Raw genomic sequence first — 23,171 nt, forward strand, 5'->3', positions numbered from 1 at the left:
GAGATGGATGCATATCTCCTCGATACGACGGTTCTGTCCATTTATCTTGATCCGAACCATCCGCACCACGTAACAAAAAGCCTGTCGTTGGCCGCGCTACCGACGGATAGCCCTCGGTTCATCTCTGCGGTCGCCTTAGCGGAACTCGGCTTTGGAACGAACCTGGCAGGGCTTCTTGGAAAAGGAAATCTGGCGACATTGAACGCCATGCTCGTCCAAGCGCGGACGTATGCGGTCCTCGACATCACGCACCATACGGCGTCGGTTTACGCTGAGGTGAAGTCGAAAGTTGCCCATAAATATCTGGCCAAAGCACTGCGCAAAGACCGGCCAAAATACATCCAGGAATGGGTCGATAAGGCCACGGACCAGAAGCTTGCCATCGACGAAAATGACCTTTGGATGTGCGCGCAGGCAAAGGAACGCGACCTCGTCTTCGTCACCGCCGACGCCCGTATGAGGCGAATTCCGGACGCCGATCCAGACGTTCGCCTTCTCGTAATCTAGGTCGGATCGACATTCAGGTCATTGCGGCGACGAGATGGACGAAGCCTGCGAAGTGCATGGTCAACCTATCACCATCACTACTCAGTTAACCTATTAACCAGCGGCGCAGCGAGGTAAGGCAAGTCCGCTTCCGGGTGCCCTGTTCAGGTTGTGGAATGTCTGATGTGAAGGCGCGAAGCCGCCCTCCACCCCCACACCAAACAAAAAAACCGCCGGATCGCTCCGGCGGCTTCCTCATTCCAATCCTGCGCCCGTCTCAGACGAACTGGCTCAACCCCGGGACCGAGGCCACCACTTCGTCGACGACTTCGTCGCCGGCATATTCGCGGGCGGCCGTCATGGTTTCCTTGGCGAGCTTGGAGATTTCGCCCATGCCGAGGCCCTGGGCCATCAGCTGCTGGCCAAGCCCCATGATGCCGCCGCCGCCGAGCGCGCTCATCAGGCCGCCGAGCAGGCCCTTGCCTTCGCCTTCGCCATTATACTTGGCGACGAGTTCGAGCGCGCCGGGCACGGATTCGATCATCTTGGCGACCGGGCCGTCGGCCGCTTCGCGCTGCAGGAAGCCGAGCATCATGCCGACCGACTTTTCGGCGACGGCCGGTTCGATGCCGACCTTGTCGGCGATGCGGTTTACGAGTTCGTTCATGGTGAGCCTCCTGGTGCAAAATTGACGTTAACGTCAACGTAATTGAAGTTTCCGGCGAACTCAAGCGGTGGAGCCGCAAGCGACCGCATTTCTCCCCGGCGCATGTGTCCGCGGCGCATTTTTCCCCTGCCCTGGCACGCGACGGCGCGGCGAGCGGGCTGTTGTCGATGTTTCACACTATCCTTATAACAGCAAGGTGACGATTCAGGGAATGACGGGGACGGGGCCGAGGCAATTTGCCGATCGGCCCGGTCGCCGAAACACAGGACGGGAACGCGGTTCATGCTCGAAGACGGAAAGCTCTATATCGGCACCAGCCGCAATCCCGACGACAGCCTCAACAAGGGCGAATATCTCGATCTCAAATACGGCAACCGCCACGGTATCGTCACGGGCGCGACCGGCACTGGCAAGACGGTGACGCTGCAGGTGCTCGCCGAGAGCTTTTCCAATGCCGGCGTGCCGGTGTTCTGCGCCGACATCAAGGGCGACCTCTCCGGCATCGCCGTGATGGGCGAGAAGAAGGACTGGGTCGACCAGCGGGCCGCGCTGATCGGTTTTGACGATTTCGCCTACCAGGAATTCCCGGTGATCTTCTGGGATCTCTACGGCGAGCAGGGCCACCGCGTGCGCACCACGGTCGCCGAGATGGGCCCGCTGCTTTTGTCGCGGCTGATGGATGCGTCGGAGGCGCAGGAGGGCGTGCTCAACATCGCCTTCAAGATCGCCGACCAGGGCGGCCTGCCGCTGCTCGACCTCAAGGACCTGCAGGCGCTGCTCAATTACATGGGCGAGCATTCGAGCGAACTGTTGAGCCAGTTCGGCCTCATCTCCAAGTCCTCGGTCGGCTCACTGCAACGTGGGCTGCTGGTGCTGGAACAGCAGGGCGCCGAGCATTTCTTTGGCGAACCGGCGCTCGCCGTCACCGACATCATGCGCACCACGAATGACGGGCGCGGCGCGATCTCGGTGCTGGCCGCCGACAAGCTGATGATGAATCCGCGGCTCTATTCGACCTTCCTTCTGTGGCTGCTGTCGGAGCTGTTCGAGGAACTGCCGGAAGTGGGCGATCCGGACAAGCCGAAGCTGGTGTTCTTCTTCGACGAGGCGCATCTTCTGTTCAAGGACGCGCCGAAGGTGCTGATCGAGCGGATCGAGCAGGTCGTGCGCCTCATCCGCTCCAAGGGCGTTGGCGTCTATTTCGTCACGCAGAACCCGCTCGACGTGCCCGACACCGTGCTGGCGCAGATGGGCAACCGCATCCAGCATGCGCTCCGCGCCTATACGCCGCGCGAGCAGAAGGCGGTGAAGACGGCGGCGACCACCTTCCGCCCCAACCCGGCCTTCGACTGCGAGACCGCGATCACCATGCTCGGTACCGGCGAGGCGCTGGTCTCGACGCTTCAGGCCAAGGGCATTCCCTCGATCGTCGAGCGCACGCTGGTGCGCCCGCCGGCCAGCCGCCCCGGGCCGATCAGCGAGGCCGAGCGCCGTGCGGTGATGAATGTCAGCCCGGTCGCCGGGGTCTACGACAAGGACCTCGACCGGGAATCGGCCTATGAGATCCTGTTGGCCCGCGAGCAGAAAGCGGCCGAGGCGGAGGCTGCCCGCAAGGCGGCGGAAGAGCGCGAGGCACGCGGCGAGGCAAAGGACTTGGCCGCCGGCCGCTGGTCGCTTCCGGGCTTCGGCGACAAGGACGAGGACAAACGCCCGACCAAGACCACGACGCGCAAGACCTCGGGCTACCAGCGCGAAACGGTGCTCGAGGCAGCGATGAAAAGCGCCGCTCGCTCGGTCGCGACATCTGTCGGCCGGGCGATCGTGCGGGGGATTCTGGGAAGCCTGAAGCGGTAGCCACGCCAAGCCTGTCCTCCGGCGCGCAACGGACACAACCGCGCCGGGGAAAAGGCCTCCTCCCAATGCAATCCGAGGAAGCGTGCGAAATGTCCGCAAAACAAAAAGTTGACACTGGCCGACTGCCCGTGTATCAAAGGCCATCGATACTTTGTTTGCCGATATTTGTTTATGGCGCCTCGCGCCTCTGGACGAACTTCCCCCTCTCAAAAGTCGAAAACAACCGTCGAGCGTCGTTCGGCGGATATCAATATTGCTATGAAAGGGTTCGTCATGACCACCGGCACAGTAAAATGGTTCAATTCCACCAAGGGCTTCGGCTTCATTCAGCCTGACAACGGCGGCGCGGACGTATTCGTCCACATTTCGGCCGTAGAGCGCGCCGGCATGCGCGACCTCGTCGAAGGCCAGAAGGTCTCCTTCGAACTGGAACGCGACAACAAGTCGGGCAAGATGTCCGCCGGCCAGTTGCAGGCCGCTTGAAGCTTCAGCTAGCCGCGACCACGGATTTACTGGCGTGGCAGGCTTAGAGAAGTTGAGAAGGCCAGGCGAACGTCTGGCCTTTTTGCGTTTGCAGGACCTTGAACGCTAGGGATGCACGCGAGAAGAATTACACGATAAACGTGCATACCTTGGGCCTTGCGCAATGATGCGCTCAGCCGCGATCAAATCCAGCAATGGTTTGCCGCGCTGAAGGAAATGGATCGGACTTCATGAACGCCAACGTCAACATCCACGCACCTGCTGCACCGTCAGACGCCAATGTCGGAGCGTGGTTGAAGATCCTGGCGCGCTACCGACAGCCGCGCATGGCGCGCAGCGCCTTCGAACTGATCGTCACGCTTGTGCCCTTCGCAGCGTTCTGGGCCATCGCCTATCTTTCGCTGGCAAACGGTTTCTGGCTCGGGCTTGCCGCCATACTTCCGGCCGGCGCCTTTCTGCTGCGCCTGTTCATGATCCAGCACGATTGCGGCCATGGCTCGTTCTTCGCCCGCCGCGGTCTCGACGACTGGACCGGCCGCCTCATCGGCGTGCTGACGTTCACCCCTTACGATTACTGGCGCCGCGCGCATGCCGCCCACCACGCCACGGCCGGCAATCTCGACGAACGCGGCGTCGGCGACATAACCACGCTGACGATCGAAGAATACCGCGCCCTTTCGCCGCGCGGCCGTCTCGGCTATCGCCTCTACCGGCATCCGGTGGTGATGTTCGGCATCGGCCCAGCCTGGCTCTTCCTGTTCAAGCAGCGCCTGCCCTTCGGCATGATGAAGGACGGCGCGCTTCCGTGGATCTCCACCATGGGCACCAACCTCGGCATTCTGGCCTTTTCCGCCCTGATGATCTGGGCCGTCGGGCTGGTTCCCTTCCTCGTCATCCACCTGCCGATCGTGCTGATCGCTGGTGCCGCCGGCATCTGGCTTTTCTACGTGCAGCACCAGTTCGAGGAGACTCACTGGTCGAAGGGCGATGAATGGCAGTTTCCCCAAGCCGCGCTCCATGGCGCATCGCATTACGACCTGCCGCTCGCGCTGCGCTGGATTACCGGTAATATCGGCATTCATCACGTGCATCACCTGGCGAGCCGCATTCCCTATTACCGCCTGCCGGAAGTGTTGCGCGACCATCCGGAACTCGCAGGCATCGGACGGATCACGCTCTGGGAAAGCCTTTCCTGCGTGAAGCTCGCCCTGTGGGACGAAAAGAGCGGCAAGCTCCTCTCGTTCCGCGAAGCTAGACATGCGCTCGCCGCCACCTGATTGCTGCCCGTGGCCGGTTCCAAGCCGGCCCCCCGCGCCACCCCGACACGACCATACCCTTTCAAGGAACGACCATGCACGAACTCACCCCAGTCCAGATCAGAGGCCTGAAGCTCGCCAAGGACGGCGACCTCTTTCCCGCCGAAGGCAAGAAGTGGACGCATCTCAACGCCGAGATCACCTATGCGCGCAGCGACCGGTTCAAGGAACGCCCGCAGAAGATCAAGTTCCTGAAGACCGCGACGCTCAACGAACTGCGCGATTTCGGCCTGCTGCAGGCCCTCAACCCGGACGTCGACCTCGAGGAATCCGCCCATGGTATCACCATGGCCGGCAAGATGTGGCTGCTGCGCAACAAGTAAGGGCTCGGGGCAAGCGCTTGAGCCCCTGGCGGCAACAAACGGGGCCTTCGCCGGCACGTCCGGCGGCTTCCCACCGTATTGCCGCGCCATAGGCTCAGACGGGCCCGCCCTGTTTCTGGCGACGCCGCTTGCGCCACTCCTGGAGGAGGGCAAGCGCCACGCCGATCGCCAAACCCGGAAAAGCCGCCGCCACGCCGATCGTGGCCGCCCCCATTTCGCAGCCTCCCGAATCGCCCGGTGTGCCGCAGCGCGGATCGAAGAGGTAACCCAGGATGAGCACCAGCAGTGCCGTGATGATCGGCAGGCATATGAAGCCGATCAGTCCATAGATCAATGCCCTTGCGATCGTCCAAGCCATTCTGCGCTCCTCGGCCACGCCCGCAAACTTCGCGCGATGTTCATCTGAAGGATCCTAGGCCTTTGCTGTCCGCCTGAAAATGCCCCAAAGTCAAAGGTCGCGGTTCGCCGGGCGGCTTAACGTCCGACAAGACCGTGGCCACCCAATCGACAGACCCCCTTGCCAAGGGCCGGCAATCGCGCGACTGTGTGACACCCGCAAAAATCGAAATGCTGGAGAATTTTCATTCCTTCATTGCATTTCGCGGCAAAATGCCTATATTGCAAGCATCGAAGATTGCTTGTGACTTTGTCTACGCGCCTTGGCGCACTGTCGATTTCCTCTCAACGTCGATCAAGCCGGACGAATATCTCACCGGCGAACCAAACGATTGAAAGGATATCGTTATGAATACTGGCACCGTAAAGTGGTTCAACAGCACCAAGGGCTTCGGCTTCATTCAGCCTGATGAAGGCTCGACGGACGTATTCGTGCATATTTCGGCTGTAGAACGCTCGGGCATGCGCGAACTGGTCGAAGGCCAGAAGGTTTCCTACGACATCGTGCGCGACAAGAAGTCGGGCAAGGACTCGGCGGACAACCTCCGGGCTGTATAATTGTCATTCGCCGCGACTGACCACGGACGTACTGGCAGTCAAGGCTTCGAGTGACAGAGAGAGGTCGGGTAACGCCCGGCCTTTTTGATTTGTCCCGCGTTCTCGCATCCTGCGGAACAGGTCGAGAAAGGATCCTATCATGCGTAAATCGTATCCCCGCGTGGGCGATCGGGTCTTGCTTCGGGACGGAATTTCCGGCACCAACCGGAACAGGCAGGCATGCCGGATCGTTACGGTCCTGCCAGCCGAGCATGGCGAGCCGGAATACCGCGTCCGTTTTGAGGCGGAGAATTTCGAACGCCGCATCACCCTGTCCGACATCGACGGCGTCCAGACGTTGTCGGGAACGGCGGAGAAGCCGCAGCAGGCGACGGCCGAGGCCGAGCCGTGGTTGAAGCCCTCCTCGATCCGGGTCGGACGCTAGTTTTTAACTCAAACACAAGACGGTGGCTCGTCCGCCGAAGGAAAGGATACATCTTGCAGGTTCTCGTTCGAGACAACAATGTCGACCAGGCACTTAGGGTGCTCAAGAAGAAGATGCAGCGCGAAGGTCTCTTTCGCGAAATGAAGGCTCGCAGCGCCTTTGAAAAGCCGTCGGAAAAGCGCGTTCGCGAAAAGGCCGAGGCCGTGCGCCGTATGCGCAAGCTGGCCCGCAAGAAAATGCAGCGCGAAGGCCTGCTGCCTATGCCGAAAAAGGCTGCTATTCGCCCCGCTCGCTAATGGCCTCACCCGCGGCCTGCGCCCTGGCTTGGGCGCAAGCCGTCCTCCGTCCCCTTTCGGAAGGCTGATCCCATGACCACCGCGACCAAAGACAAATTCTTCAAGCCCGGCAGGGTCGATGCGCGCGACAAGGCAGCGACGACCGACCACGCCGCCCGCGCCATCATTGCGGCCGAATCGACGGCCCGTGACAAGAAGACCGAAAAGCTGAAGGCGGCGCGGATGCTTCGCGAAGCGGAAGCCGCTCCGGAAGTGGCTGCAAAGCCCGCCAAGCGGGTGACAAAGAAGGCTGCCCCGAAGGCAGACTGACGGCTCGAGACGATCGACCGTAACCTTCCCCCAGCAGAGATAGATTGCCGGCATAGCCATAGCGGGCCCAGCGCCTCCAGACCGCCGCTCTACACGCGTTGCGGACGCGATCGGCTGCGGTCCATATGGTCAATCATCTGCGGCTCGTCGCGAACCGGCGCGGCCAGTTGACCACACCTGAAACGGGAAACTTCACGACATATGACTCGGCACGAGAGCAAAGGGTCCACCGCTTCCTATGCCGCCGGTGCAGCGCTCGCCGCACTTCTGGCGGGCTTTGGCATCATTGCCGACGAAGTAAACGAAGGCGGCACCATGAGGATCGACCAGGCTGTGCTGCTGGCACTTCGCGTGCCCGGCGATCCCACCGACCCGATCGGCCCGGCATGGCTGGAGGAGGCTGCTCGCGATATCACTGCCCTTGGCAGTTTTTCCGTGCTCGCCATCCTGATCACGGTCGTTGTCATCCATCTCTTCCTCATCAACCGAACGCGCACTGCCTGGTTTCTAATGGTTTCCGTGATCGGCGGCACGATCATGAGCAGTGTGCTCAAGTCCCTGTTCGACCGCCCTCGCCCAGATCTCACCGGTGTCGCACGTGTTTTCACCACCAGCTTTCCAAGCGGCCACGCGACGATTTCGGCCGTCGTCTACCTGACGCTCGGCGCACTGCTTATGGAAATGGCGGAAACGCGCGGCCAGAAGATCCTCTATCTCGGTTCCGCTATACTGCTCACCGTGATTGTCGGGCTGAGCCGCGTCTATCTCGGCGTTCACTATCCGACCGATGTGGCCGCCGGCTGGTTGATCGGTGCCAGCTGGGCACTGGTCTGTGCAATGGTAGCACACCTCGTCCGCACGCGGATCGCGGCCAAGGCGCAAGTGACGACCGGCGGCTGATCCGTTGATCGCCGCCGGCTGAGTGCTGAACAAAAGCCGGCCTGCTTACCGCTTCGCCGCGACCAGCGCGAAATAAGCGCCCTGCGGATCGGTGCACTGGACAACCCAGGACGGTCCGGGCACTTCCATCACGTCCTGCAGCACCTGGCCGCCGGCTGATTTCACACGTTCGACGGCAGCGTCGATCGCATCGACCGTGATGTAATAGCCCCAGAAGGCCTGGGGCATTTCCGCGGGCTTGGTCATCATGCCGCCGATCATCTGGTCGTTTACGGCGAAGCACTGATAGGTGCCCATGGGGCCCATATCGACGGCCATATCCTTGGTCCAGCCGAACATCTTCTCATAGAAGGCAAAGGCCTCCTCGCCGTTGCCGGCCATCAGTTCGGTCCAGCCGAAGGTGCCGGGCGTGCCGGGTTCCGGTTCCGGCGGCATCGGGCCGTCCGGCATGATCGGCTTGAGCAGATTGACCACCGCGCCATGCGGATCGGCGACGACGGCGAAGCGCCCGACACTCGGAATGTCCTCCGGGCCGTGATGGACCATGCCGCCATTGTCGGTGAACTTCTTGGCCATGGCATCGACGTCATCGACCGCGACATAGCCCGCCCAGTGCGGCGGAATGCCCCTGGCCTTCATTTCCTCGGTGAGCTGCATCATGCCGGCGACGCCCATATCAAAGCCGGGAACGCAGAAGATCGTGTAGCCGGCGCCGGGCATGCCGCTGTCCCTGGCCGTCCAGCCGACAACCTTGGTGTAGAAGTCGGCGGCGGAGGCCGTGTCGGTGGGCATCAGTTCGTACCAGATGAAGGTGCCTTGCATGGACCGTTCCTTTTCTCTTCGGTTGCGGAATATTGCTCGATTGCCTGTCCTCTGGCCGGCGGCTTCGCATGCGACAGATCATGGCAGGCATGCGCCATGTGGGGCGGGTCAGCCGCGCGCGGCCGCTTCAAGCCCGGCAATGTCGAATTTCACCATCTTCAGCATCGCCTCGGTGACGCGCTTTGCCTTGGCCGGATCCGGGTCCGACATCAGTTCGCCGAGCCGGGTCGGGGTGATCTGCCAAGAGAGGCCGAAGCGGTCCCTGAGCCAGCCGCACTGCTCTACCTGGCCGCCCTCGCTCAGCGCTTCCCACAACCGGTCGATCTCGTCCTGGCTGTCGCAGCCGACCATGATGGAGAAGCTGTGGTTGAACGGATCGAGCGGCCCGGCTTCGATCGCCATGTAGCGCTGGTCGCCGAGGGTGAAGCCGGCGAGCCTGACGCTGCCGGCCGGGCCGCTCGGCGTGTCGGCGGGAACCGCCGATATCCAATCGAGCGAGGATCCGGGAATCAGCTGCGTGTAGAAACGGACCGCCGCTTCCATGTCTTTTTCGAACCAGAGATGCTGGGTGACCTTCATCATGCGCTCCATCGCTTGGTGGTCGCCGCCTTGAGGGCCTGCTCTCCCGTCGGCCAGTCGGGACCTGGCGCGCAGGGCAAGTGGGGCAGCGCGCCGGCTCTTACAATCCACCGGGGCTCATCTCCGGCGCTGCATTTCGCTGGTCATGAACGTCTTGAACGTGCCATCCGGCAGACGCACGCTGCCGGAGAAGGTGCGGTGGTCATCATCGACGATGCCTATGACATCATGATAAATGTCGGTCTTCTGTGGATCCTCGAAGCTCGGGCCTTCCGCCTCCAGCGTCAGCGTCCTGCCGTCCGGCTCGATCCAGCCCTTGTAGACCCAGAGCTTGTCCATCATCGAGCCGACCCAGGTGCCGACATAGTGGCCAAGCCGTGCATCATAGCCGAGCGTCATCAGCATTTCTCCGCGACTGCCGTCGGGCATGGCGCCCCTGCCCTCGGCGATGAACCACAGGCCACCGACCGAGCGGACCGTCTCGGTCCAGACCTTCGCCGGATCGTCAGGATCGTAGTTTTCATGGCCAGTGCTTGAAGTGACGACCCAGTCGCCGACGAGCTTTTCGAGAAAGCGGTGCTCCTCGCGGGGTTTGGCGAATTCCATGACTTCTCCTCCTCGGTTCGGGCCGCCTTCAATGGCAACAGGCCGCCGTCGTCGCGCGGGTTTCGTACTCGTCGTGGCGCTTGACGAAGTCCATGGTCGACCCCTCGTTGCGGCCGAGCGGGGCCCAGTCGAGGATCATCATCGTGCCGAGCATTTCCTCGCCGCCGCGTGCATAGTTGGAATAGGTATGGAACACGGTTCCATCGGCGTCGCGATAGAAGGACGACAGGCCCGGCAGTTCGTCGTGGGCCTGCTCGGCCGGGGTCTCGCGATAATTGTAGAAGACCGGGCCGGCTGCGAGTTCCTCCTTGGTGAAGGAGACGTGGTAGTCGAAATTGAAGTCTGAGCCGAAGGACGAGATCCACGGAAACTTCCAGCCCATGCGGCGCTTGTAGGCCTCGATCTTGTCGAGCGGCGCGCGTGACACGCAGGCGAACGAAACGTCGTGGTTGTTGAGGTGGACGATGGCTCCGTCGAGGTGATCGGCGAGGAAGGAGCAGCCGGGACAGCCGGCCTCCCAGTCCGGGCCAAACATGAAATGATAGATCACCAACTGGCTGCGGCCGTCGAACAGTTCGGCCAGCGTCTTGGCGCCAGTGGGCGTGGTGAAGACATAATCCTTGTCGACCTTGACCCAGGGCAGCGCCAGACGCTCGGCGTTGATCCGGTCGCGCATCCGGGTCATTTCCTTTTCCTTCAGCAGAAGGGCGCGGCGTGCTTCCAGCCATTCATCACGGGATACGACAGAATGTTCCATTCTTCCCTCCTCCGGGACCGGTTTCACCTTGACATTTGCGTTGATATCAACATATATGACACATGTCAACCGAGCCGCTGATTCCCTATTCCACCACCATTCATGTGCGCGATACGTGCCTGTGCCTCCATGCCCAGAGGGCCGCGCGGGCCTTGGCGCGTCGTTTCGATACGGCGCTGAAGGCGCTCGGGCTGACCAACGGGCAATTCTCCTTGATGATGGCATTGAACCGCCCGGAGCCGCCGCCAATGGGGCCGGTCGCATCCCTGCTCGCCATGGACCGCACGACGTTGACTGCGGCGCTGAAGCCACTCGAGCGACGCGGCTGGGTGTCAATCGAGCCGGACCCGAAGGACCGGCGCGGCAAGCGGCTGCGGCTGACCGCCGACGGCGCCGCCGTTCTCTCGGCCGCCGTGCCAATCTGGCGGGAGACCCATGCCGCCGTCGAGGCTGAGTTGTCGTCGGGCGATCCGGATGGTTTGCGGCGCGATCTTTTGGAGATCGGGCGGTAGAGGCGCGCACCGAAGGCCGATATTGCCCCTTATCCGCCTGCCGGCAGCGAGAAAGAGCATCCCCCTCACCCGAACCTTTCCTTCAACCTCGCATCCCCGGCAAAATCCGCGATCGCAAAGCCGACCAGGCGGCGGGGAAAGTCGCAGAGGGCCTGGACGCCGAAAGACGAGAGGCGGATGCGCCAGGTCTGGCGTTCGACGGGCTCGCGCGCGGCAAAGCCTTTTGTCGTCAACAGGGCAATGTTCTTGCCCCCCTTCGGATCGCGCACCGAACGGTAGAGGATGACTTCGATGTCCCCTGCCCGCGCCGTGTCGGCCAGCGCCTGGCAGGCGGTATAGTCAACGGGGTCTGTCCAGGCTGCCTCGTCTTTCGCCAGAGGCGGCAATGTGAGATCGATGGCACGCTCGGTCGCGATCCGGGCGGAAAAGGCGGTGTAATCGCTCGCATTCGCGGGTAGCGGCGTGGCGGGCGATTCGGCGTAGAACAGCAGGCGGTAGAAGGCCATTTCGGCGAGCGCCGTGTCGACGTTCTCCGCCGAGTAATAGACGCCTAGCGTACGCCCCGCCCGTCGAAAGCGCGAGCCGTGCGGATAGACGCTGCCATAGCGGAAGGGCGTCGCCAGCAGATAGTCGAGCCCGGCGCATTCAGGCGGAAAGGCCGGCTTGGTCTCTTCCAGCAGGCTTTCGAGCAGGGACTGCTCCTCGACACTGTCGACCAGTTTCATGGTCGAGACCTGATGCTGCGCCTCGACCAGCCGCCAGAAGGCGCCGGCGATGGGGACAGCCTCAGACGAGAGCGCGGCGGGCGTCCAGATAGGCAAGGACATCGACGAGACCCGAAACGGTTGCGATCTTGATGAGAGGGGAGCCGCCCAGCACTGTGTTTTCGGCCTTGAGCCAGGCGCGCGCGACCGCCTCGTCGCCGCCGGTGATCGCATCGAGCGAGCGGAAAAGGCGGATGAACAGCAGCGACAGTTCGAACGGCTTTGTGCCGCGTTCCAGGCGGAAATCCGACCGCTTCATGCGCGATATGCTGGCTTCGGACACGCCGATGACGGCCGACAGCTGGCGGGCCGACAGCCCCAGCCGATCAGCGGCGGCAATCACGGCCTTGGTGACGGTCGCGGCTTCGGAGATGGGTGGCTTTGCGTATTCGAGCGTCTCATGCAGCATAACCATTTCCTTTCCCTAGAAAGAATATAGGGCATCTCTGCCTGAGGGCAATGAGAGAATTGCGAGTGCCCGCCTCGATAGGTGCTTACCTCATCCCGCGGCGCTGCCTAATCTCCGCAGCCGGGGAGAAGGAACCCGGGCACCCTCTCGCTCCAACAATCGAAGAAGGCCGGCAAGGGGCCGGCCTTCGGGCGGTGGATCATTGGGAGGAACGTGGGCGGCAGATCTCCTGCCTACTCACTCAGGCGACCGAGACCGGGACCTCGGTCGAGGTGCGCATGGCGTGGCTGTAAGGGCACATAATGTGGGCGGCGGCGACCAGTTTCTCGGCAAGTTCGCGCTCGATGCCCGGAAGTTCGGCGGAGATGGCTACCTCGATGCCGAAGCCGGTACCGTCTTCGCGCGGGCCGATGCCGACGCGGGTCGTAATCTTCGCGTCGTCCGGAATCTTTACCTTTTCCTTGCCGGCGACGAATTTTAGCGCGCCGAGAAAGCAGGCGGAATAGCCCGCGGCGAACATCTGCTCGGGATTGGTGCCGGTGGCGCCGTCGCCGCCGAGTTCCTTCGGAACGGTCAGGGTGACGTCGAGGACGCCATTGTCGGAAACGGCGCGGCCGGCGCGGCCACCGGTTGCGGATGCCTGGGTGGTGTAGAGGATTGCCATGGGAATGCTCCTTGTTTCGCGTTGGTATAGAGCTTATATATATATAGCACAATTAAATTGTGCGCAATTTATTTTTTGCGCATTGCCCTCGGGACCGGAATTGGCGACAATCCGCGCGGGGATGTGAAATGGGGTTTCGACGACAGAAATGGACGATGCGGATCTGGAAAAGGAAATCACGCTCGAACGCCAACTGTGCTTTGCGCTCTATGGCGCAGCGCACGCCTTCAATCGTGCCTATAAGCCACTGCTGGAGCCGCTCGGTCTGACCTACCCGCAGTATCTTGTCATGATGGCGCTGTGGGAAGAGGACGGCCAGCAGGTCAAGGCGCTCGGCGAGAAGCTTGGCCTTGATTCGGGTACGCTGTCGCCGCTTCTGAAGCGGCTGGAGCAGGCAGGATACGTGGAGCGCCGGCGTGACACGGTCGACGAACGACAGGTCTTCATCACGCTCACCGATCCCGGTCGGGCGATGCAATGCCATGCGGCCAAGATCATGCGGTCGATCGGCGAACAGACCGGCTGCACCATGGGCGAACTGGGCACGCTGCGCGACAGGCTCAAGCAACTGAAGGAAAAGCTCTCCCCGAAAGAATAGCGGTGCAGCGAGAAGGACCCGGAGCGATGGGGCATGAGCATGGCCTCCACCGGAGGATACGAGCAGACCGTCCGATAGAGGCAAGAGATCGGCAGATCGGCGCATGCGCGCCCTGCTTCGCTTCGCTAGTCTGTAGCTGTGCCAGCCAAGGCACGGCACATGTCTGGAGTCCAATTCAATGCAAATCGTCAGCGTCGATTTCACCGTGGCGCCTGAGAATATTCAAAGAGCGCTCGACCAGTTCGGCCACACAGCTGCAGAGGTTCGCCAGATGGCCGGTGCCTTGCGCTATGACATCTATGCCGATCCGCGCGGCAACGGCTCGGTTCTGATCTACCAGAATTGGTCATCCCCTGCAGACTTCGCGGTTTATCAGGCGTCGCCGTCAAAGCAGGCGCTGCTTTCCAGCCTCAAACCCTTGATGATCGCTCCGCCCCTCACCAAGATCTACGCGGCGGAATTGACCGCCTGAATCGACCCAAGCGAGGTCACGTGGCAGAAAACCGACAGCGTGCCTATTGCTTTCACAGGGCCTTCGAACCCGCCGCGGCGCGGCGGGTCGTGTTTGACCGTCACTATCTGCTCTACAGCGCGCAAGGCACAATGCATCTCGAAGGCGAGGACAGGAACTGGGTGCTCCTGCCGACCTGCGCCGCCTTCATTCCCGCCGGAACGCCGATCACCGTCGCCATGCACAATCCCGCCGTCTGCTGCTCTGTCCTGTTTCATCCGGATTTCGTCACCCCGCCGATCAACAGGTCAGCGGTGTTTGCCGTGACACCCGTCCTTCGCGAGATGATCTGGCACAGCCGGCGTTGGGGCCCTGATCCGGTGCGGGAAGACCCGGTTGCGGATGCCTTCTTCAAGGCTCTCGCCCTGACGGCCTTCGAGCTTGCCCAGCACGCCGGCAACAATCTGTGGCTTCCGCCCGGCCAGTCCCATTATGTCCGCCGTGCACTTGCGGTCACGGGCGTGCGGTTTGCCGAGGAAATGGAATTCCCGGAGGTCGCATTGGCCGCCAGCCTTTCGGAACGGGCGCTGGCGCGCCGTATCATCACGGAGACCGGACTGACCTGGCGCCAGATCCGCCGGCGGATGCGGATGATCCGGGCGATGGAATTGCTCGGCGAACCGGCGAGAAATGTCTCCGAAGTCGCCCTCGACGTGGGCTATCAGTCCTTCAGCGCCTTTTCCCGCGCCTTCACCGAGTTTGCCGGCCAGACCCCGAGCGACTACCGGCGATGTTTTGCCCAGGCGACCGGCAACATGCCTTTGCCGCCCTGAGGCAAGCAGCGGCCCGGCATGGACCGCCGCACGCCCGCTACTTTACTGCCAGACGAGAACCCGCGCCTTGTTGGGCACGCGCTCGTAGAGGTCGATGATGTCCTGGTTGAGCAGTCGCACGCAGCCGGAGGATACCGCCTTGCCGATCGACTGCCATTCCGGCGAACCATGCAGGCGATAGAGCGTGTCCTCGCCGTTCTGGAAGATGTAGAGGGCGCGCGCGCCGAGCGGATTGTCGAGGCCCGGCGGCATGCCGCCATTGTCGGCGGAATATTTGGCAAGCTCCGGCCTGCGGCGGATCATATCCTCCGGCGGGGTCCATTTCGGCCATTTCTGACGCCACTGGATGACACCGGTGCCCTGCCAGGCAAAGCCTTCGCGGCCGATGCCGACGCCATAACGCATCGCCGTACCGCCCAACTCGACCAGATAGAGGAAGCGCGACGGCGTATCGACGACGATGGTACCCGGCGGCTGACCGGTCGGATCAACGACCCGTTGGCGATAGTAGCGCGGATCTATCTGGGTATAGGGCACGGCCGGAATGACGCGACCGCCATCATAGACTTCGCCATACATGGCATTGAGCTCAGCGGAGCCGCGGGTCATCGGCTGACCTACCGGGCTGGCGCCGTCGCGATAGGTGATGGTGCTGGCCGCGTAGCCGCCGGCGGGCCGGGAAGAAGCGCAACCTGCCAGCAGGCTGGCGGCGCCGACAGCCGACAGGGAGAGAAAGGCGCGGCGCGAGAAATGATCTGAAGAAGGCATGAACGGAGAAGCTTCCTGTGAACGACAAGGCAAGGGGACGCAGCTAAAGGCCCGAAGGCGAGCATTGTTCCGGTTTCTTGCGCAATGCAACAGTCAAACCGGGTCAACTCTTCGAGAGGCTGTCGTATTTGCAACAGTGCGTGGCAAGCCGTCTACACTTCGTTCAGATCACCACGATCGGCGCCTTGGTGCCAACCCGGTCATAGAGGTCGATGATGTCCTGGTTGAACAGGCGGACGCAGCCGGACGAGGTCGCCTTGCCGACCGACTGCCAGTCGGGCGTGCCGTGGACACGGTAGAGCGTGTCCTTGCCGTCCTGGAAAATGTAGAGCGCACGGGCGCCGAGCGGGTTGTTGAGCCCCGCCTCCAGGCCACCCTCGGAGGCCGAGACGCTGCGCAGGTCCGGCTGGCGCGCGACCATTTCGTCGGACGGCGTCCAGCGCGGCCATTTCTGCTTCATCTGGATCGTGCCACGGCCCGACCACGAAAAGCCATCGCGGCCGATGCCGACACCATAACGGATCGCCTTGCCGCCGGGCTGCACGAGGTAGAGAAAGCGCGCCTTGGTATCGACGACGATCGTGCCGGGGGCCTCATTGGTCGAATAGGTGATTTCCTGGCGCAGTTGCGAGCGATCGACCCGGTCGAGCGGGATCGCCGGCAGGGTGTGGCCGTCATCGCGGATCACGCCGTACATGACACGGTGCAGAGGATTGCTGACCGGCAGACCGTAGGTCTGGTGGAACTGGGTGGTATAGAGCTCGCGCTTCTGTGGCACCGGCTGGGTATTGGCCGGCTGGACTCGGGCGGGATCATAATAGACCGGCGCCACCTCGTCCTGAAAGACATCAATGTTCATGCGGCTGGTGTCGGTGACGAACAGGCAGCCGGACAGGACCGACATGAGGGCCGCGCCGGAGACTAGGCCGATCAGGCGGCGCGCTCGCGCACCCGCCGAGTGGAACTGCTTGGAAGATCGCTTGGACAACATCGTTCACCGCTTCATGCCGAGATTTGCCAGCAGTCTGGCAAACGCGGCTGGCGCGAAGCTGTCCTCAAGCGTTCGCGCCGGCCCGCTTCCTCCCTCCGCATCACCTCCCCTTGCCCGCGACCGGCAGCCGCACATTCTTCAGCATCAGCGCGGCGACAAGACCGATGGCGACGATGCCGGAGGCCGTGAGAAAGAGGGGCAAGAAGGCATCCGCATAGGCCTCGGCGACCGCCGTCCGGCTTGCCAGCGGCAGCGCGGCCAGCATTTGCGGGGTCAGTTGCTGGAAGTCTGCAACGCCTGGGATCTGGTTGGTCAGGTGCGACAGGCCGGAACCGATGATCGCGCCATAGATTGAGATGGCGATCGCCGCGCCCGACATGCGAGCAAGCGAGACCGTGCCGGTGGCGGCCCCGACATCATCACGCGAGGCGGCGTTCTGCACGCCGAGCACCGGCACCTGCTGGCCGATGCCGATGCCGATGCCGTGCAGCAGCATGACGGCGGCGATGACGACCACGGAGGTGCCGGCGTGCATCTGGCTGAAGAATGCCAGGCTGACGACACCGAGCGCCGTGGAGGCGACCGAGAAGGGCTTGTAGAGGCCGCTCGTCGAGATTCGCCGGCCAGCCCAGAGCGAACCTGCGGCAATGCCGCCGGTCATGGCGATGAACAGCAGGCCGGCGTGAGTCGGGGTAAGACCCGTCGTCGTCTGCAGGAACAGCGCGACATAGTTGACCGAGCCAATGCCGATGGCGCCCGAGACCAGCGAGACCACCAGCAGGAGATTGATCGTCCGGTTGGAAAACAGCGAGAGCGGCACGACGGGTTCGGCGACACGCCGTTCGACGGCGACCCAGCCGAGCGCGCAGGCAAGGCCGAAGGCGATCACCGCGAGGCTCTGCGTGGCGACCAGCGAGCCGAAGATCTGGGCGCTGTCGGCCCACAGGACGACGCTAGCGACAGCACCCGCCAGCAGGATCGCGCCGGCATAGTCGATCTTCGGCCGGCGATGTGGCTTGCGGTAGGGCAAGAGGATGGCAAGACCAGCCAGCACCAGGATGCCGATCGGCAGGTTGACCAGAAAGATCGAGCGCCAGCCGAACAGGTCGCTCAGCGTGCCGCCCAGCACCGGGCCGACGGCACCCGACGCCATCAAGGCGAGGCTGGAATAGCTCTGGTAGCGCGCCCGTTCCCGCGCCTCGAACAGGTCGGCATTGATCGAGAAGATCGACACCATGATGCCGCCACCGCCGAGCGCCTGCAGGACGCGCGCGGCGATCAGCGTGTCCATGGAGACTGCCAGCCCGCAGACCAGCGATCCCAGCGTGAAGATGGCGACCGCCGCCATGATCACATATTTGCGGCCGAACAGGTCGCCGAGCTTGCCGTAGAGCGGCATGACGGCGCTGGAGGTCAGCAGATAGGCCGAGCCGATCCAGCCGAAGCGTTCGAGCTCGCCGAATTCGCCGACGATGGTCGGCAGCGCGGTCGAGACGATCTGATTGTCGAGCGTCGCCATGAACAGCGCCGTCAGCAGCAGCACGAAGACGACGACGCGGCGGCGGGGGTCGGCGACGAGCGAGACGAAGGGCGACGTAACCGGAACAGCGGGAACTGCGGGCGCGGCCGCTTGAGAGGGGGATTTCATGTCCATGGTGGGGGTCCAGGTTTGAAGCTTGGTGATTTATGTGCTTTTAGCATGTATCTGTCAATCGCATTTATATGACTGATACATGTATTTTTGTTGGATCCCGGACGAACATCTGCTATCAAGGGCCATGACCGACGATCACATTCCTCCTCCCTCGCCCGGCGCACAGCCCACTACTGACGCCATTGCCAGCATCGGAACCTCGATGGGGCGCCTGCGGCTGATGATCGGACGGCGCTTCCTCGGTAATCTGGTGATCAGCCGCGTCGGTGGCGGAATGGAGCTTTCCCATCTCGACGTGGTGGGAACGGTGCGGCGGCTGCAGGCGACGCAGGAGGCGACCGTCGGGGCGATCGCCGAGGAGCTTCGCGTCGATCCGTCACGATCGAGCCGGATCGTTGCCGATCTGGTACGCCAGGGTTTGCTGAAACGGGAGGTGTCGCAGGAGGACGCGCGGCGGACCATCGTCGTGGTCACGCCGGTCGGTCAGGATCTGTTGAAAAAGGTGGACGAGGTGAAGCGGGACACGATCCGCGAAGTCGTTTCGGACTGGCCCGAGGAGGACGTCGAGCGCTTCGCGGAACTCTATGACCGCTTCATTTCCGGCTTCGACCGGCGCCGGCAGCAGTTCGAGATGGAGTCGCCGGACACCAAAGGCAGCAAAGAATAATCCGGCCCGCCGCCAACCGGCCGCCAAGAAGAGTGGGAATACTACCGGCCGTCAGAACGATCCTGCCAACCTCGCCCTTGTAAAGGCGAGGCCGGTCGTGCTGTGCGCACATGCAGCCACGATCCGCTGACACCAGTCCGCCCAAAGGCCGCCGGCAGGCCCAAGGCGCGTTGGGACACAGCCCATCAGGCGGGCGTCGAAGTGGATTTCATCGCATTGTACATCTTGCGGCCGAGGATGGCCGCGATCGGAAGGGCAACTATACAGCCCGCTGCAAACGCGCCGGCGATCTGCCACCGTTCCATCATCCGCATGGCAAGCACAGCCGTCACTGCCCCGCCGCCCAGAACGGTGGCAACGAGAATATAAAGCACTGCAGAAAGACGAAGCATCAAGCCCTCCATCGTTTTACTTTCTGTCGGGGAGGATAAACCTTGCCGAGACCACGGCATTGATCTGGCGCAAATGCTTCCGGCACGACTGGGGATGGATTATTTGTCTCAAGCCCCGCTTGCCGCACCGCACACTTTCGGCCAAGCTTCGCCCATGCGCGCCGGTTCGAATGTCCCACGGCGCGCGCCGCAGTCTGGATGGGAGAGCGGGAATGCTGAAAAGGCGGGTGTTTCTCGGCGGGCTTGCTGGCGTGACGGCGTTGCCATCGATGTTTTCCGCCCGAAGCGCCGCCGCCCAACCGGTCGCGGCGGACCTGCGCGGAGCACTGGACGCGGCGGAGGCCGGCATCGTGCCGGGTGCCGCCGACAACCAGAGCCGCAAGCTGCAGGCGCTGCTCAATGCCGCCGCCGCCAGCGGCCAGCCGGTTTTTCTGCCGGCAGGCGCCTATGAGGTCTCCAATCTGGACCTGCCCGACGGTACGAAGCTGTTCGGCGTGCCGGGCGCCACCCGTCTCTCCTACAGCGGCGACGGCCATCTTGTGACCGCGCGCGACGCCCGCCGTGTTGCGCTCTCGGGGATTACGCTCGACGGCGCCAACCGCTGGCTCGCCGACTATACCGATGCGCTGGTCTCGTTCCGCACTGTCGCCGACGTGCTCGTCAGCGACTGCGAAATCGTCGGAAGCCGTAAGCATGGCATGCAACTGGAACGCTCGGGCGGCAGGATCATCGGCTGCCGCATCACGGGCGCCGCCGATGCCGGAGTAATGGCCAACGAGGCCATCGCGCTCTCAATCACGGACAACGAGGTCTCCGATTGCGGCAATGGCGGCATCCTGGTGCACCGCTGGACCAAGGGCGAAGACGGCGCCATGGTGACCGGCAACCGCATCGCCCGGATCGGCGCCCGGGCCGGCGGCACCGGGCAGCACGGCAACGGCATCAACCTCTTCCGCGCCGACAATGTGCTGGTCTCGGGCAATCATATCTCCGACTGCGCCTTTTCGGCGATCCGTGCCAACTCGGCGTCCAATGTCATCATCAGCACCAACCAGTGCCTGCGCTCGGGCGAGACGGCGATCTATGCGGAATTCTCCTTCGAGGGTGCGCTGATTGCCAACAATCTCGTCGACGACGCGGCGAACGGCATCCTCGTCGTCAACCTTGACCAAGGCGGCCGCCTGTCGACCGTGTCCGGCAATATCGTACGCAACCTGAAACTCGAGGGCCCCTACGCCCATGACGGCGCCGGCTTCGGTTTCGGCATCGCGGTGGAAGCGGACACGGTTGTGAGCGGCAATGTGATCGAGAACGCGCCGAAATGGGGGCTGATGCTCGGCTGGGGTCCCTATCTGCGCAATGTCGTGGCCAGTACCAACATCATCCGCAATTGCCCGGTCGGCATCGCCGTCTCCGTGGTCGAGGGTGCCGGCGCGACGCTGATTTCCGGCAATGTGATCGGCGAGACGCCGGACGGCGCGATCCTTGGCTATCGCTGGAACGACAAGACGACCGGCGAACTGATCGACGGCGCAGGCACTTACGACCACCTGACGATTACCGGAAACCGCCGCGGCTGAGGCGCAACGTGGCTGCATCAGCCAAGACTGTGTGGACCGCAGCCGTCGCGAGGACGGCCGCGGACTGACGATCCTAAAGGCGGATAAGGGCCAGCGCATCTGCCGGCGGACGGCGCTCCACCCGGCGGTAGCTGCGGCAATCGGCCGTGCGCGACAACAGTTTCAGATTGACCATTTCGCGGCGGATCAGCGCGTGATCGCCGAAGGCGTGGCGGCGCTTCACGAGCTCGTTGACCTGCCGCTCGGTCATCTCCTCGTCAGCCGGGAAGAAGGACCACAGTTTCCACAGGCAGAAGCTCTTGAAGATTGGTCTTGCCCGGCCAGCGCAGGAGAACGTCATCGGCATCGAAACAGCGCGCGGCGGCCTCGACACGGCGGAAATCGACTTGCCCCTGCGGCTCCGGCGCGGCCGAAAGACGGGTTTCGGCGGCGCGCGAGGCCTTCAGGTGCTGGTAATTGCGAAAGCCTGCCGCGCGCGACAGGATGTTGAGGATCTCGACATGGCCGGGCGCCTCGCTTCGGACATCGAGCTTCCCGCTTGATGGTCCGGGCAAGCGCCGACAGATCGGGCGCTTCATAGGTATGGATTATACGCGACATCGTCACTTCCTCGATACCGTGCCCTGGCGAACCAGAAAAGCCGGTGGTCACCGTCTTCCGACCAGGCACGGGAAAAGTGGCTGTCGGTTTTAATGGAGCGACAGGTTTAGCTCCCCTTGCGGGGCGGTGACGCCTGGGTGAACTGCGGACCCATGCCCTATGCGTTAAGATTTCGACGGCACAGAGTCAACTTTGCCGCTCCCGGCCATCATCGAAATTCATGGCCAGATCACCGATCCCCGGCTTTTCATCGTCACGTCCGACCGATAGCCTTCCGGCACATCAATCGGAGGATCCATTTCATGCTGAAGATCTATGGCGTCTACAAGTCGCGCGCGACGCGCACCTTCTGGCTTGCCGGCGAACTCGGGCTGACGTTCGAGCAGGTCCCGGTTCTCCAGGCCTACAAGCTCGACGACCCAATGGCGCCGGGCGTCCGGACCAACACGCGCTCCCCCGAGTTCCTCGCCATCAATCCCATGGGCGCGATCCCGGCGATCGACGACGACGGGCTGAAACTCTACGAGAGCATGGCGATCAACCTCTATCTCGCCAAGAAGCACGGCGGGCCGCTGGCGCCCAAGGACCTCGCCGAGGACGCGCTGATCACCCAGTGGTCGTTCTTCGCTGTATCGGAGATCGAAGCCAATGCGCTGAAGATCTCCATGGCCAATGCGCAGGGGCGGCTTGAAACCGAAGCCGGACAGGCGGAGGCGGACGTCGCTTCGCGCCTCTTGAAGCGACCGTTCGGCGTGCTGGAACAGCATTTCGCCACCAATGACCATGCCGTCGGCGGGCGCTTCACCGTGGCGGACATCAACCTCGCCGAAGTGGTGCGCTATGCGCAGCCCTATCCGCCGGCGCTGGAGCCCTTTCCGCATCTCTCCGCCTGGCTGAAACGGTGCCACGAGCGCCCCGCCTTCAGGGCGATGTGGCAGACCCGGCTCGACGAGAAGGAATGAGTCAAGTGTCGGGCGACGGCGCGCAATAAGGATCCGGGATTGCCGCCTCCGACAGATTTGCCAACTTGCAAGCGGGCCGGATCGCGCTAGGCTGGGCGGACAACAAAATCGAGGAGACCTCATGCGCCCCTTCCATCTGGCCTTTCCCATTACCGACATCGAGGCGACGCGGCATTTCTACGGCACGGTGCTCGGCTGCCGGATCGGCCGGGAAAGCCCCGGCAAGTGGATCGACTTCGACCTGTTCGGGCACCAGATGTCGGCGCATCTGAGGCCTGAGATGCCGAAGGATACCGCCAGCGGCGCGGTCGACGGCGACGTGGTACCGATCCCGCATTTTGGCGTCATCCTCGCCATGGGCGATTTCCTGGCGCTGGTCGAGCGGCTGGAGGCCGACCCGGAGACGCGCTGGGGGCTGAAGCCGAAGCTGCGCTTCGAGGGACAGGCCGGCGAACAGCGCACCATGTTCATCTTCGATCCCTCCGGCAATGCGCTGGAGTTCAAGGCGTTCAACGACGACGCGGCGATTTTTGCCGTGTGATGCCTTCTG

Annotated in this window: 34 protein-coding genes; 19 read left to right on the top strand and 15 right to left on the bottom strand. The window is 63.0% G+C overall.

What is annotated here, in order from left to right; translation table 11 throughout:
- Positions 1-3: 3 nt before the first annotated feature.
- Positions 4-507: a PIN domain-containing protein gene (locus ACWPVA_RS11290; RefSeq protein ID WP_454287779.1), complete on the top strand. Its 504-nt coding sequence runs from the start codon at positions 4-6 to the stop codon at positions 505-507.
- A gap of 256 nt (positions 508-763) precedes the next feature.
- On the opposite strand, the gene ACWPVA_RS11295 is transcribed toward ACWPVA_RS11290, so the two are convergent.
- Positions 764-1,153 carry a hypothetical protein gene (locus ACWPVA_RS11295; protein ID WP_454287780.1) on the bottom strand — a complete coding sequence of 130 codons (390 nt, stop codon included), beginning with the start codon at positions 1,151-1,153 and terminating at the stop codon, positions 764-766.
- Positions 1,154-1,435: 282 nt separating this feature from the next.
- Between ACWPVA_RS11295 and ACWPVA_RS11300 the strand changes: the two genes are divergently transcribed.
- From ACWPVA_RS11300 to ACWPVA_RS11315, 4 genes are all read left to right on the top strand, one after another.
- Positions 1,436-3,007 carry a helicase HerA-like C-terminal domain-containing protein gene (locus tag ACWPVA_RS11300; RefSeq protein ID WP_454287781.1) on the top strand — a complete coding sequence of 524 codons (1,572 nt, stop codon included), beginning with the start codon at positions 1,436-1,438 and terminating at the stop codon, positions 3,005-3,007.
- 258 nt (positions 3,008-3,265) lie between these two features.
- Positions 3,266-3,490: a cold-shock protein gene (locus ACWPVA_RS11305; protein ID WP_454287782.1), complete on the top strand. Its 225-nt coding sequence runs from the start codon at positions 3,266-3,268 to the stop codon at positions 3,488-3,490.
- A 230-nt stretch (positions 3,491-3,720) separates the two neighbouring features.
- Complete coding sequence (locus ACWPVA_RS11310; RefSeq protein WP_454287783.1) at positions 3,721-4,767, top strand: fatty acid desaturase; 1,047 nt, start codon at positions 3,721-3,723, stop codon at positions 4,765-4,767.
- A 74-nt stretch (positions 4,768-4,841) separates the two neighbouring features.
- A complete protein-coding gene (locus ACWPVA_RS11315; RefSeq protein WP_454287784.1) occupies positions 4,842-5,129 on the top strand; it encodes a hypothetical protein in 288 nt (95 codons plus the stop codon).
- A 94-nt stretch (positions 5,130-5,223) separates the two neighbouring features.
- Here ACWPVA_RS11315 and ACWPVA_RS11320 read toward each other — a convergent pair whose 3' ends face one another.
- A complete protein-coding gene (locus tag ACWPVA_RS11320; protein WP_454287785.1) occupies positions 5,224-5,487 on the bottom strand; it encodes a hypothetical protein in 264 nt (87 codons plus the stop codon).
- A gap of 134 nt (positions 5,488-5,621) precedes the next feature.
- Here ACWPVA_RS11320 and ACWPVA_RS11325 point away from each other — a divergent pair, with 134 nt between their 5' ends.
- From ACWPVA_RS11325 to ACWPVA_RS11350, 6 genes are all read left to right on the top strand, one after another.
- The gene (locus ACWPVA_RS11325; protein ID WP_454287786.1) at positions 5,622-5,861 is read left to right on the top strand and encodes a hypothetical protein; all 240 of its coding nucleotides are present in this window, start codon (positions 5,622-5,624) and stop codon (positions 5,859-5,861) included.
- 12 nt (positions 5,862-5,873) lie between these two features.
- Entirely contained in the window at positions 5,874-6,083 is a 210-nt protein-coding gene (locus ACWPVA_RS11330; RefSeq protein ID WP_454287787.1) for a cold-shock protein, read from the top strand.
- Between the two features lie 139 nt (positions 6,084-6,222).
- Positions 6,223-6,507 (top strand): cold-shock protein, encoded by a 285-nt coding sequence (locus tag ACWPVA_RS11335; protein ID WP_454287788.1) that lies wholly within the window; start codon positions 6,223-6,225, stop codon positions 6,505-6,507.
- Positions 6,508-6,560: 53 nt separating this feature from the next.
- Positions 6,561-6,803, top strand: coding sequence for a 30S ribosomal protein S21 (gene rpsU / locus ACWPVA_RS11340; RefSeq protein WP_454287789.1), 243 nt, complete (start codon positions 6,561-6,563; stop codon positions 6,801-6,803).
- A 72-nt stretch (positions 6,804-6,875) separates the two neighbouring features.
- Positions 6,876-7,112: a hypothetical protein gene (locus tag ACWPVA_RS11345; RefSeq protein ID WP_454287790.1), complete on the top strand. Its 237-nt coding sequence runs from the start codon at positions 6,876-6,878 to the stop codon at positions 7,110-7,112.
- A 201-nt stretch (positions 7,113-7,313) separates the two neighbouring features.
- A complete protein-coding gene (locus ACWPVA_RS11350) occupies positions 7,314-8,012 on the top strand; it encodes a phosphatase PAP2 family protein (RefSeq protein WP_454287791.1) in 699 nt (232 codons plus the stop codon).
- Positions 8,013-8,057: 45 nt separating this feature from the next.
- Here ACWPVA_RS11350 and ACWPVA_RS11355 read toward each other — a convergent pair whose 3' ends face one another.
- The 4 genes from ACWPVA_RS11355 to ACWPVA_RS11370 form a co-directional block, all read right to left on the bottom strand.
- Positions 8,058-8,834, bottom strand: coding sequence for a VOC family protein (locus ACWPVA_RS11355; protein WP_454287792.1), 777 nt, complete (start codon positions 8,832-8,834; stop codon positions 8,058-8,060).
- A 108-nt stretch (positions 8,835-8,942) separates the two neighbouring features.
- Positions 8,943-9,416 (bottom strand): VOC family protein, encoded by a 474-nt coding sequence (locus tag ACWPVA_RS11360; RefSeq protein ID WP_454287793.1) that lies wholly within the window; start codon positions 9,414-9,416, stop codon positions 8,943-8,945.
- A gap of 114 nt (positions 9,417-9,530) precedes the next feature.
- Entirely contained in the window at positions 9,531-10,019 is a 489-nt protein-coding gene (locus ACWPVA_RS11365; protein WP_454287794.1) for a DUF1579 domain-containing protein, read from the bottom strand.
- A gap of 28 nt (positions 10,020-10,047) precedes the next feature.
- Positions 10,048-10,776 carry a DUF899 domain-containing protein gene (locus ACWPVA_RS11370; protein WP_454287795.1) on the bottom strand — a complete coding sequence of 243 codons (729 nt, stop codon included), beginning with the start codon at positions 10,774-10,776 and terminating at the stop codon, positions 10,048-10,050.
- 62 nt (positions 10,777-10,838) lie between these two features.
- Here ACWPVA_RS11370 and ACWPVA_RS11375 point away from each other — a divergent pair, with 62 nt between their 5' ends.
- Positions 10,839-11,288, top strand: coding sequence for a MarR family winged helix-turn-helix transcriptional regulator (locus tag ACWPVA_RS11375; RefSeq protein WP_454287796.1), 450 nt, complete (start codon positions 10,839-10,841; stop codon positions 11,286-11,288).
- 65 nt (positions 11,289-11,353) lie between these two features.
- Here ACWPVA_RS11375 and ACWPVA_RS11380 read toward each other — a convergent pair whose 3' ends face one another.
- The 3 genes from ACWPVA_RS11380 to ACWPVA_RS11390 all read right to left on the bottom strand — a co-directional run bounded on the left by ACWPVA_RS11380 (position 11,354) and on the right by ACWPVA_RS11390 (position 13,125).
- Complete coding sequence (locus ACWPVA_RS11380; protein WP_454287797.1) at positions 11,354-12,115, bottom strand: RES family NAD+ phosphorylase; 762 nt, start codon at positions 12,113-12,115, stop codon at positions 11,354-11,356.
- A complete protein-coding gene (locus ACWPVA_RS11385) occupies positions 12,075-12,461 on the bottom strand; it encodes an MbcA/ParS/Xre antitoxin family protein (RefSeq protein ID WP_454287798.1) in 387 nt (128 codons plus the stop codon). Before ACWPVA_RS11385 ends, ACWPVA_RS11380 begins: the two co-directional genes overlap by 41 nt.
- A 241-nt stretch (positions 12,462-12,702) precedes the next feature.
- Positions 12,703-13,125, bottom strand: coding sequence for an organic hydroperoxide resistance protein (locus ACWPVA_RS11390; protein ID WP_454287799.1), 423 nt, complete (start codon positions 13,123-13,125; stop codon positions 12,703-12,705).
- Between the two features lie 148 nt (positions 13,126-13,273).
- On the opposite strand from ACWPVA_RS11390, the gene ACWPVA_RS11395 reads away from it, so the two are divergent.
- From ACWPVA_RS11395 to ACWPVA_RS11405, 3 genes are all read left to right on the top strand, one after another.
- Positions 13,274-13,723: a MarR family winged helix-turn-helix transcriptional regulator gene (locus ACWPVA_RS11395; RefSeq protein WP_454287800.1), complete on the top strand. Its 450-nt coding sequence runs from the start codon at positions 13,274-13,276 to the stop codon at positions 13,721-13,723.
- Between the two features lie 178 nt (positions 13,724-13,901).
- Positions 13,902-14,195 (top strand): putative quinol monooxygenase, encoded by a 294-nt coding sequence (locus tag ACWPVA_RS11400; protein ID WP_454287801.1) that lies wholly within the window; start codon positions 13,902-13,904, stop codon positions 14,193-14,195.
- A gap of 20 nt (positions 14,196-14,215) precedes the next feature.
- Entirely contained in the window at positions 14,216-15,007 is a 792-nt protein-coding gene (locus tag ACWPVA_RS11405) for a helix-turn-helix domain-containing protein (RefSeq protein ID WP_454287802.1), read from the top strand.
- Between the two features lie 42 nt (positions 15,008-15,049).
- Here the strand turns inward: ACWPVA_RS11405 and ACWPVA_RS11410 are convergent, their stop codons facing one another.
- From ACWPVA_RS11410 to ACWPVA_RS11420, 3 genes are all read right to left on the bottom strand, one after another.
- Positions 15,050-15,775, bottom strand: coding sequence for a L,D-transpeptidase (locus ACWPVA_RS11410; protein ID WP_454287803.1), 726 nt, complete (start codon positions 15,773-15,775; stop codon positions 15,050-15,052).
- 163 nt (positions 15,776-15,938) lie between these two features.
- A complete protein-coding gene (locus tag ACWPVA_RS11415; RefSeq protein ID WP_454289575.1) occupies positions 15,939-16,679 on the bottom strand; it encodes a L,D-transpeptidase in 741 nt (246 codons plus the stop codon).
- 187 nt (positions 16,680-16,866) lie between these two features.
- A complete protein-coding gene (locus tag ACWPVA_RS11420) occupies positions 16,867-18,420 on the bottom strand; it encodes an MDR family MFS transporter (protein ID WP_454287804.1) in 1,554 nt (517 codons plus the stop codon).
- A gap of 124 nt (positions 18,421-18,544) precedes the next feature.
- Here ACWPVA_RS11420 and ACWPVA_RS11425 point away from each other — a divergent pair, with 124 nt between their 5' ends.
- On the top strand, positions 18,545-19,087 hold the full coding sequence (locus ACWPVA_RS11425; protein WP_454287805.1) for a MarR family winged helix-turn-helix transcriptional regulator: 543 nt from the start codon (positions 18,545-18,547) through the stop codon (positions 19,085-19,087).
- Between the two features lie 185 nt (positions 19,088-19,272).
- Here ACWPVA_RS11425 and ACWPVA_RS11430 read toward each other — a convergent pair whose 3' ends face one another.
- Complete coding sequence (locus tag ACWPVA_RS11430) at positions 19,273-19,479, bottom strand: hypothetical protein (protein WP_454287806.1); 207 nt, start codon at positions 19,477-19,479, stop codon at positions 19,273-19,275.
- A gap of 212 nt (positions 19,480-19,691) precedes the next feature.
- Between ACWPVA_RS11430 and ACWPVA_RS11435 the strand changes: the two genes are divergently transcribed.
- On the top strand, positions 19,692-21,059 hold the full coding sequence (locus ACWPVA_RS11435) for a TIGR03808 family TAT-translocated repetitive protein (RefSeq protein ID WP_454287807.1): 1,368 nt from the start codon (positions 19,692-19,694) through the stop codon (positions 21,057-21,059).
- Between the two features lie 73 nt (positions 21,060-21,132).
- Here the strand turns inward: ACWPVA_RS11435 and ACWPVA_RS11440 are convergent, their stop codons facing one another.
- Both ACWPVA_RS11440 and ACWPVA_RS11445 read right to left on the bottom strand, forming a co-directional pair.
- Positions 21,133-21,309: a DUF2087 domain-containing protein gene (locus tag ACWPVA_RS11440; RefSeq protein WP_454287808.1), complete on the bottom strand. Its 177-nt coding sequence runs from the start codon at positions 21,307-21,309 to the stop codon at positions 21,133-21,135.
- A 7-nt stretch (positions 21,310-21,316) separates the two neighbouring features.
- Positions 21,317-21,613 (bottom strand): hypothetical protein, encoded by a 297-nt coding sequence (locus tag ACWPVA_RS11445; RefSeq protein WP_454287809.1) that lies wholly within the window; start codon positions 21,611-21,613, stop codon positions 21,317-21,319.
- Between the two features lie 348 nt (positions 21,614-21,961).
- Between ACWPVA_RS11445 and ACWPVA_RS11450 the strand changes: the two genes are divergently transcribed.
- Together ACWPVA_RS11450 and ACWPVA_RS11455 are read left to right on the top strand one after the other, a co-directional pair.
- Positions 21,962-22,621 (top strand): glutathione S-transferase family protein, encoded by a 660-nt coding sequence (locus ACWPVA_RS11450; RefSeq protein ID WP_454287810.1) that lies wholly within the window; start codon positions 21,962-21,964, stop codon positions 22,619-22,621.
- A gap of 121 nt (positions 22,622-22,742) precedes the next feature.
- Complete coding sequence (locus ACWPVA_RS11455; RefSeq protein WP_454287811.1) at positions 22,743-23,162, top strand: VOC family protein; 420 nt, start codon at positions 22,743-22,745, stop codon at positions 23,160-23,162.
- The last annotated feature ends 9 nt before the right edge of the window (positions 23,163-23,171 follow it).

Source organism: Rhizobium arsenicireducens (assembly GCF_964021225.1).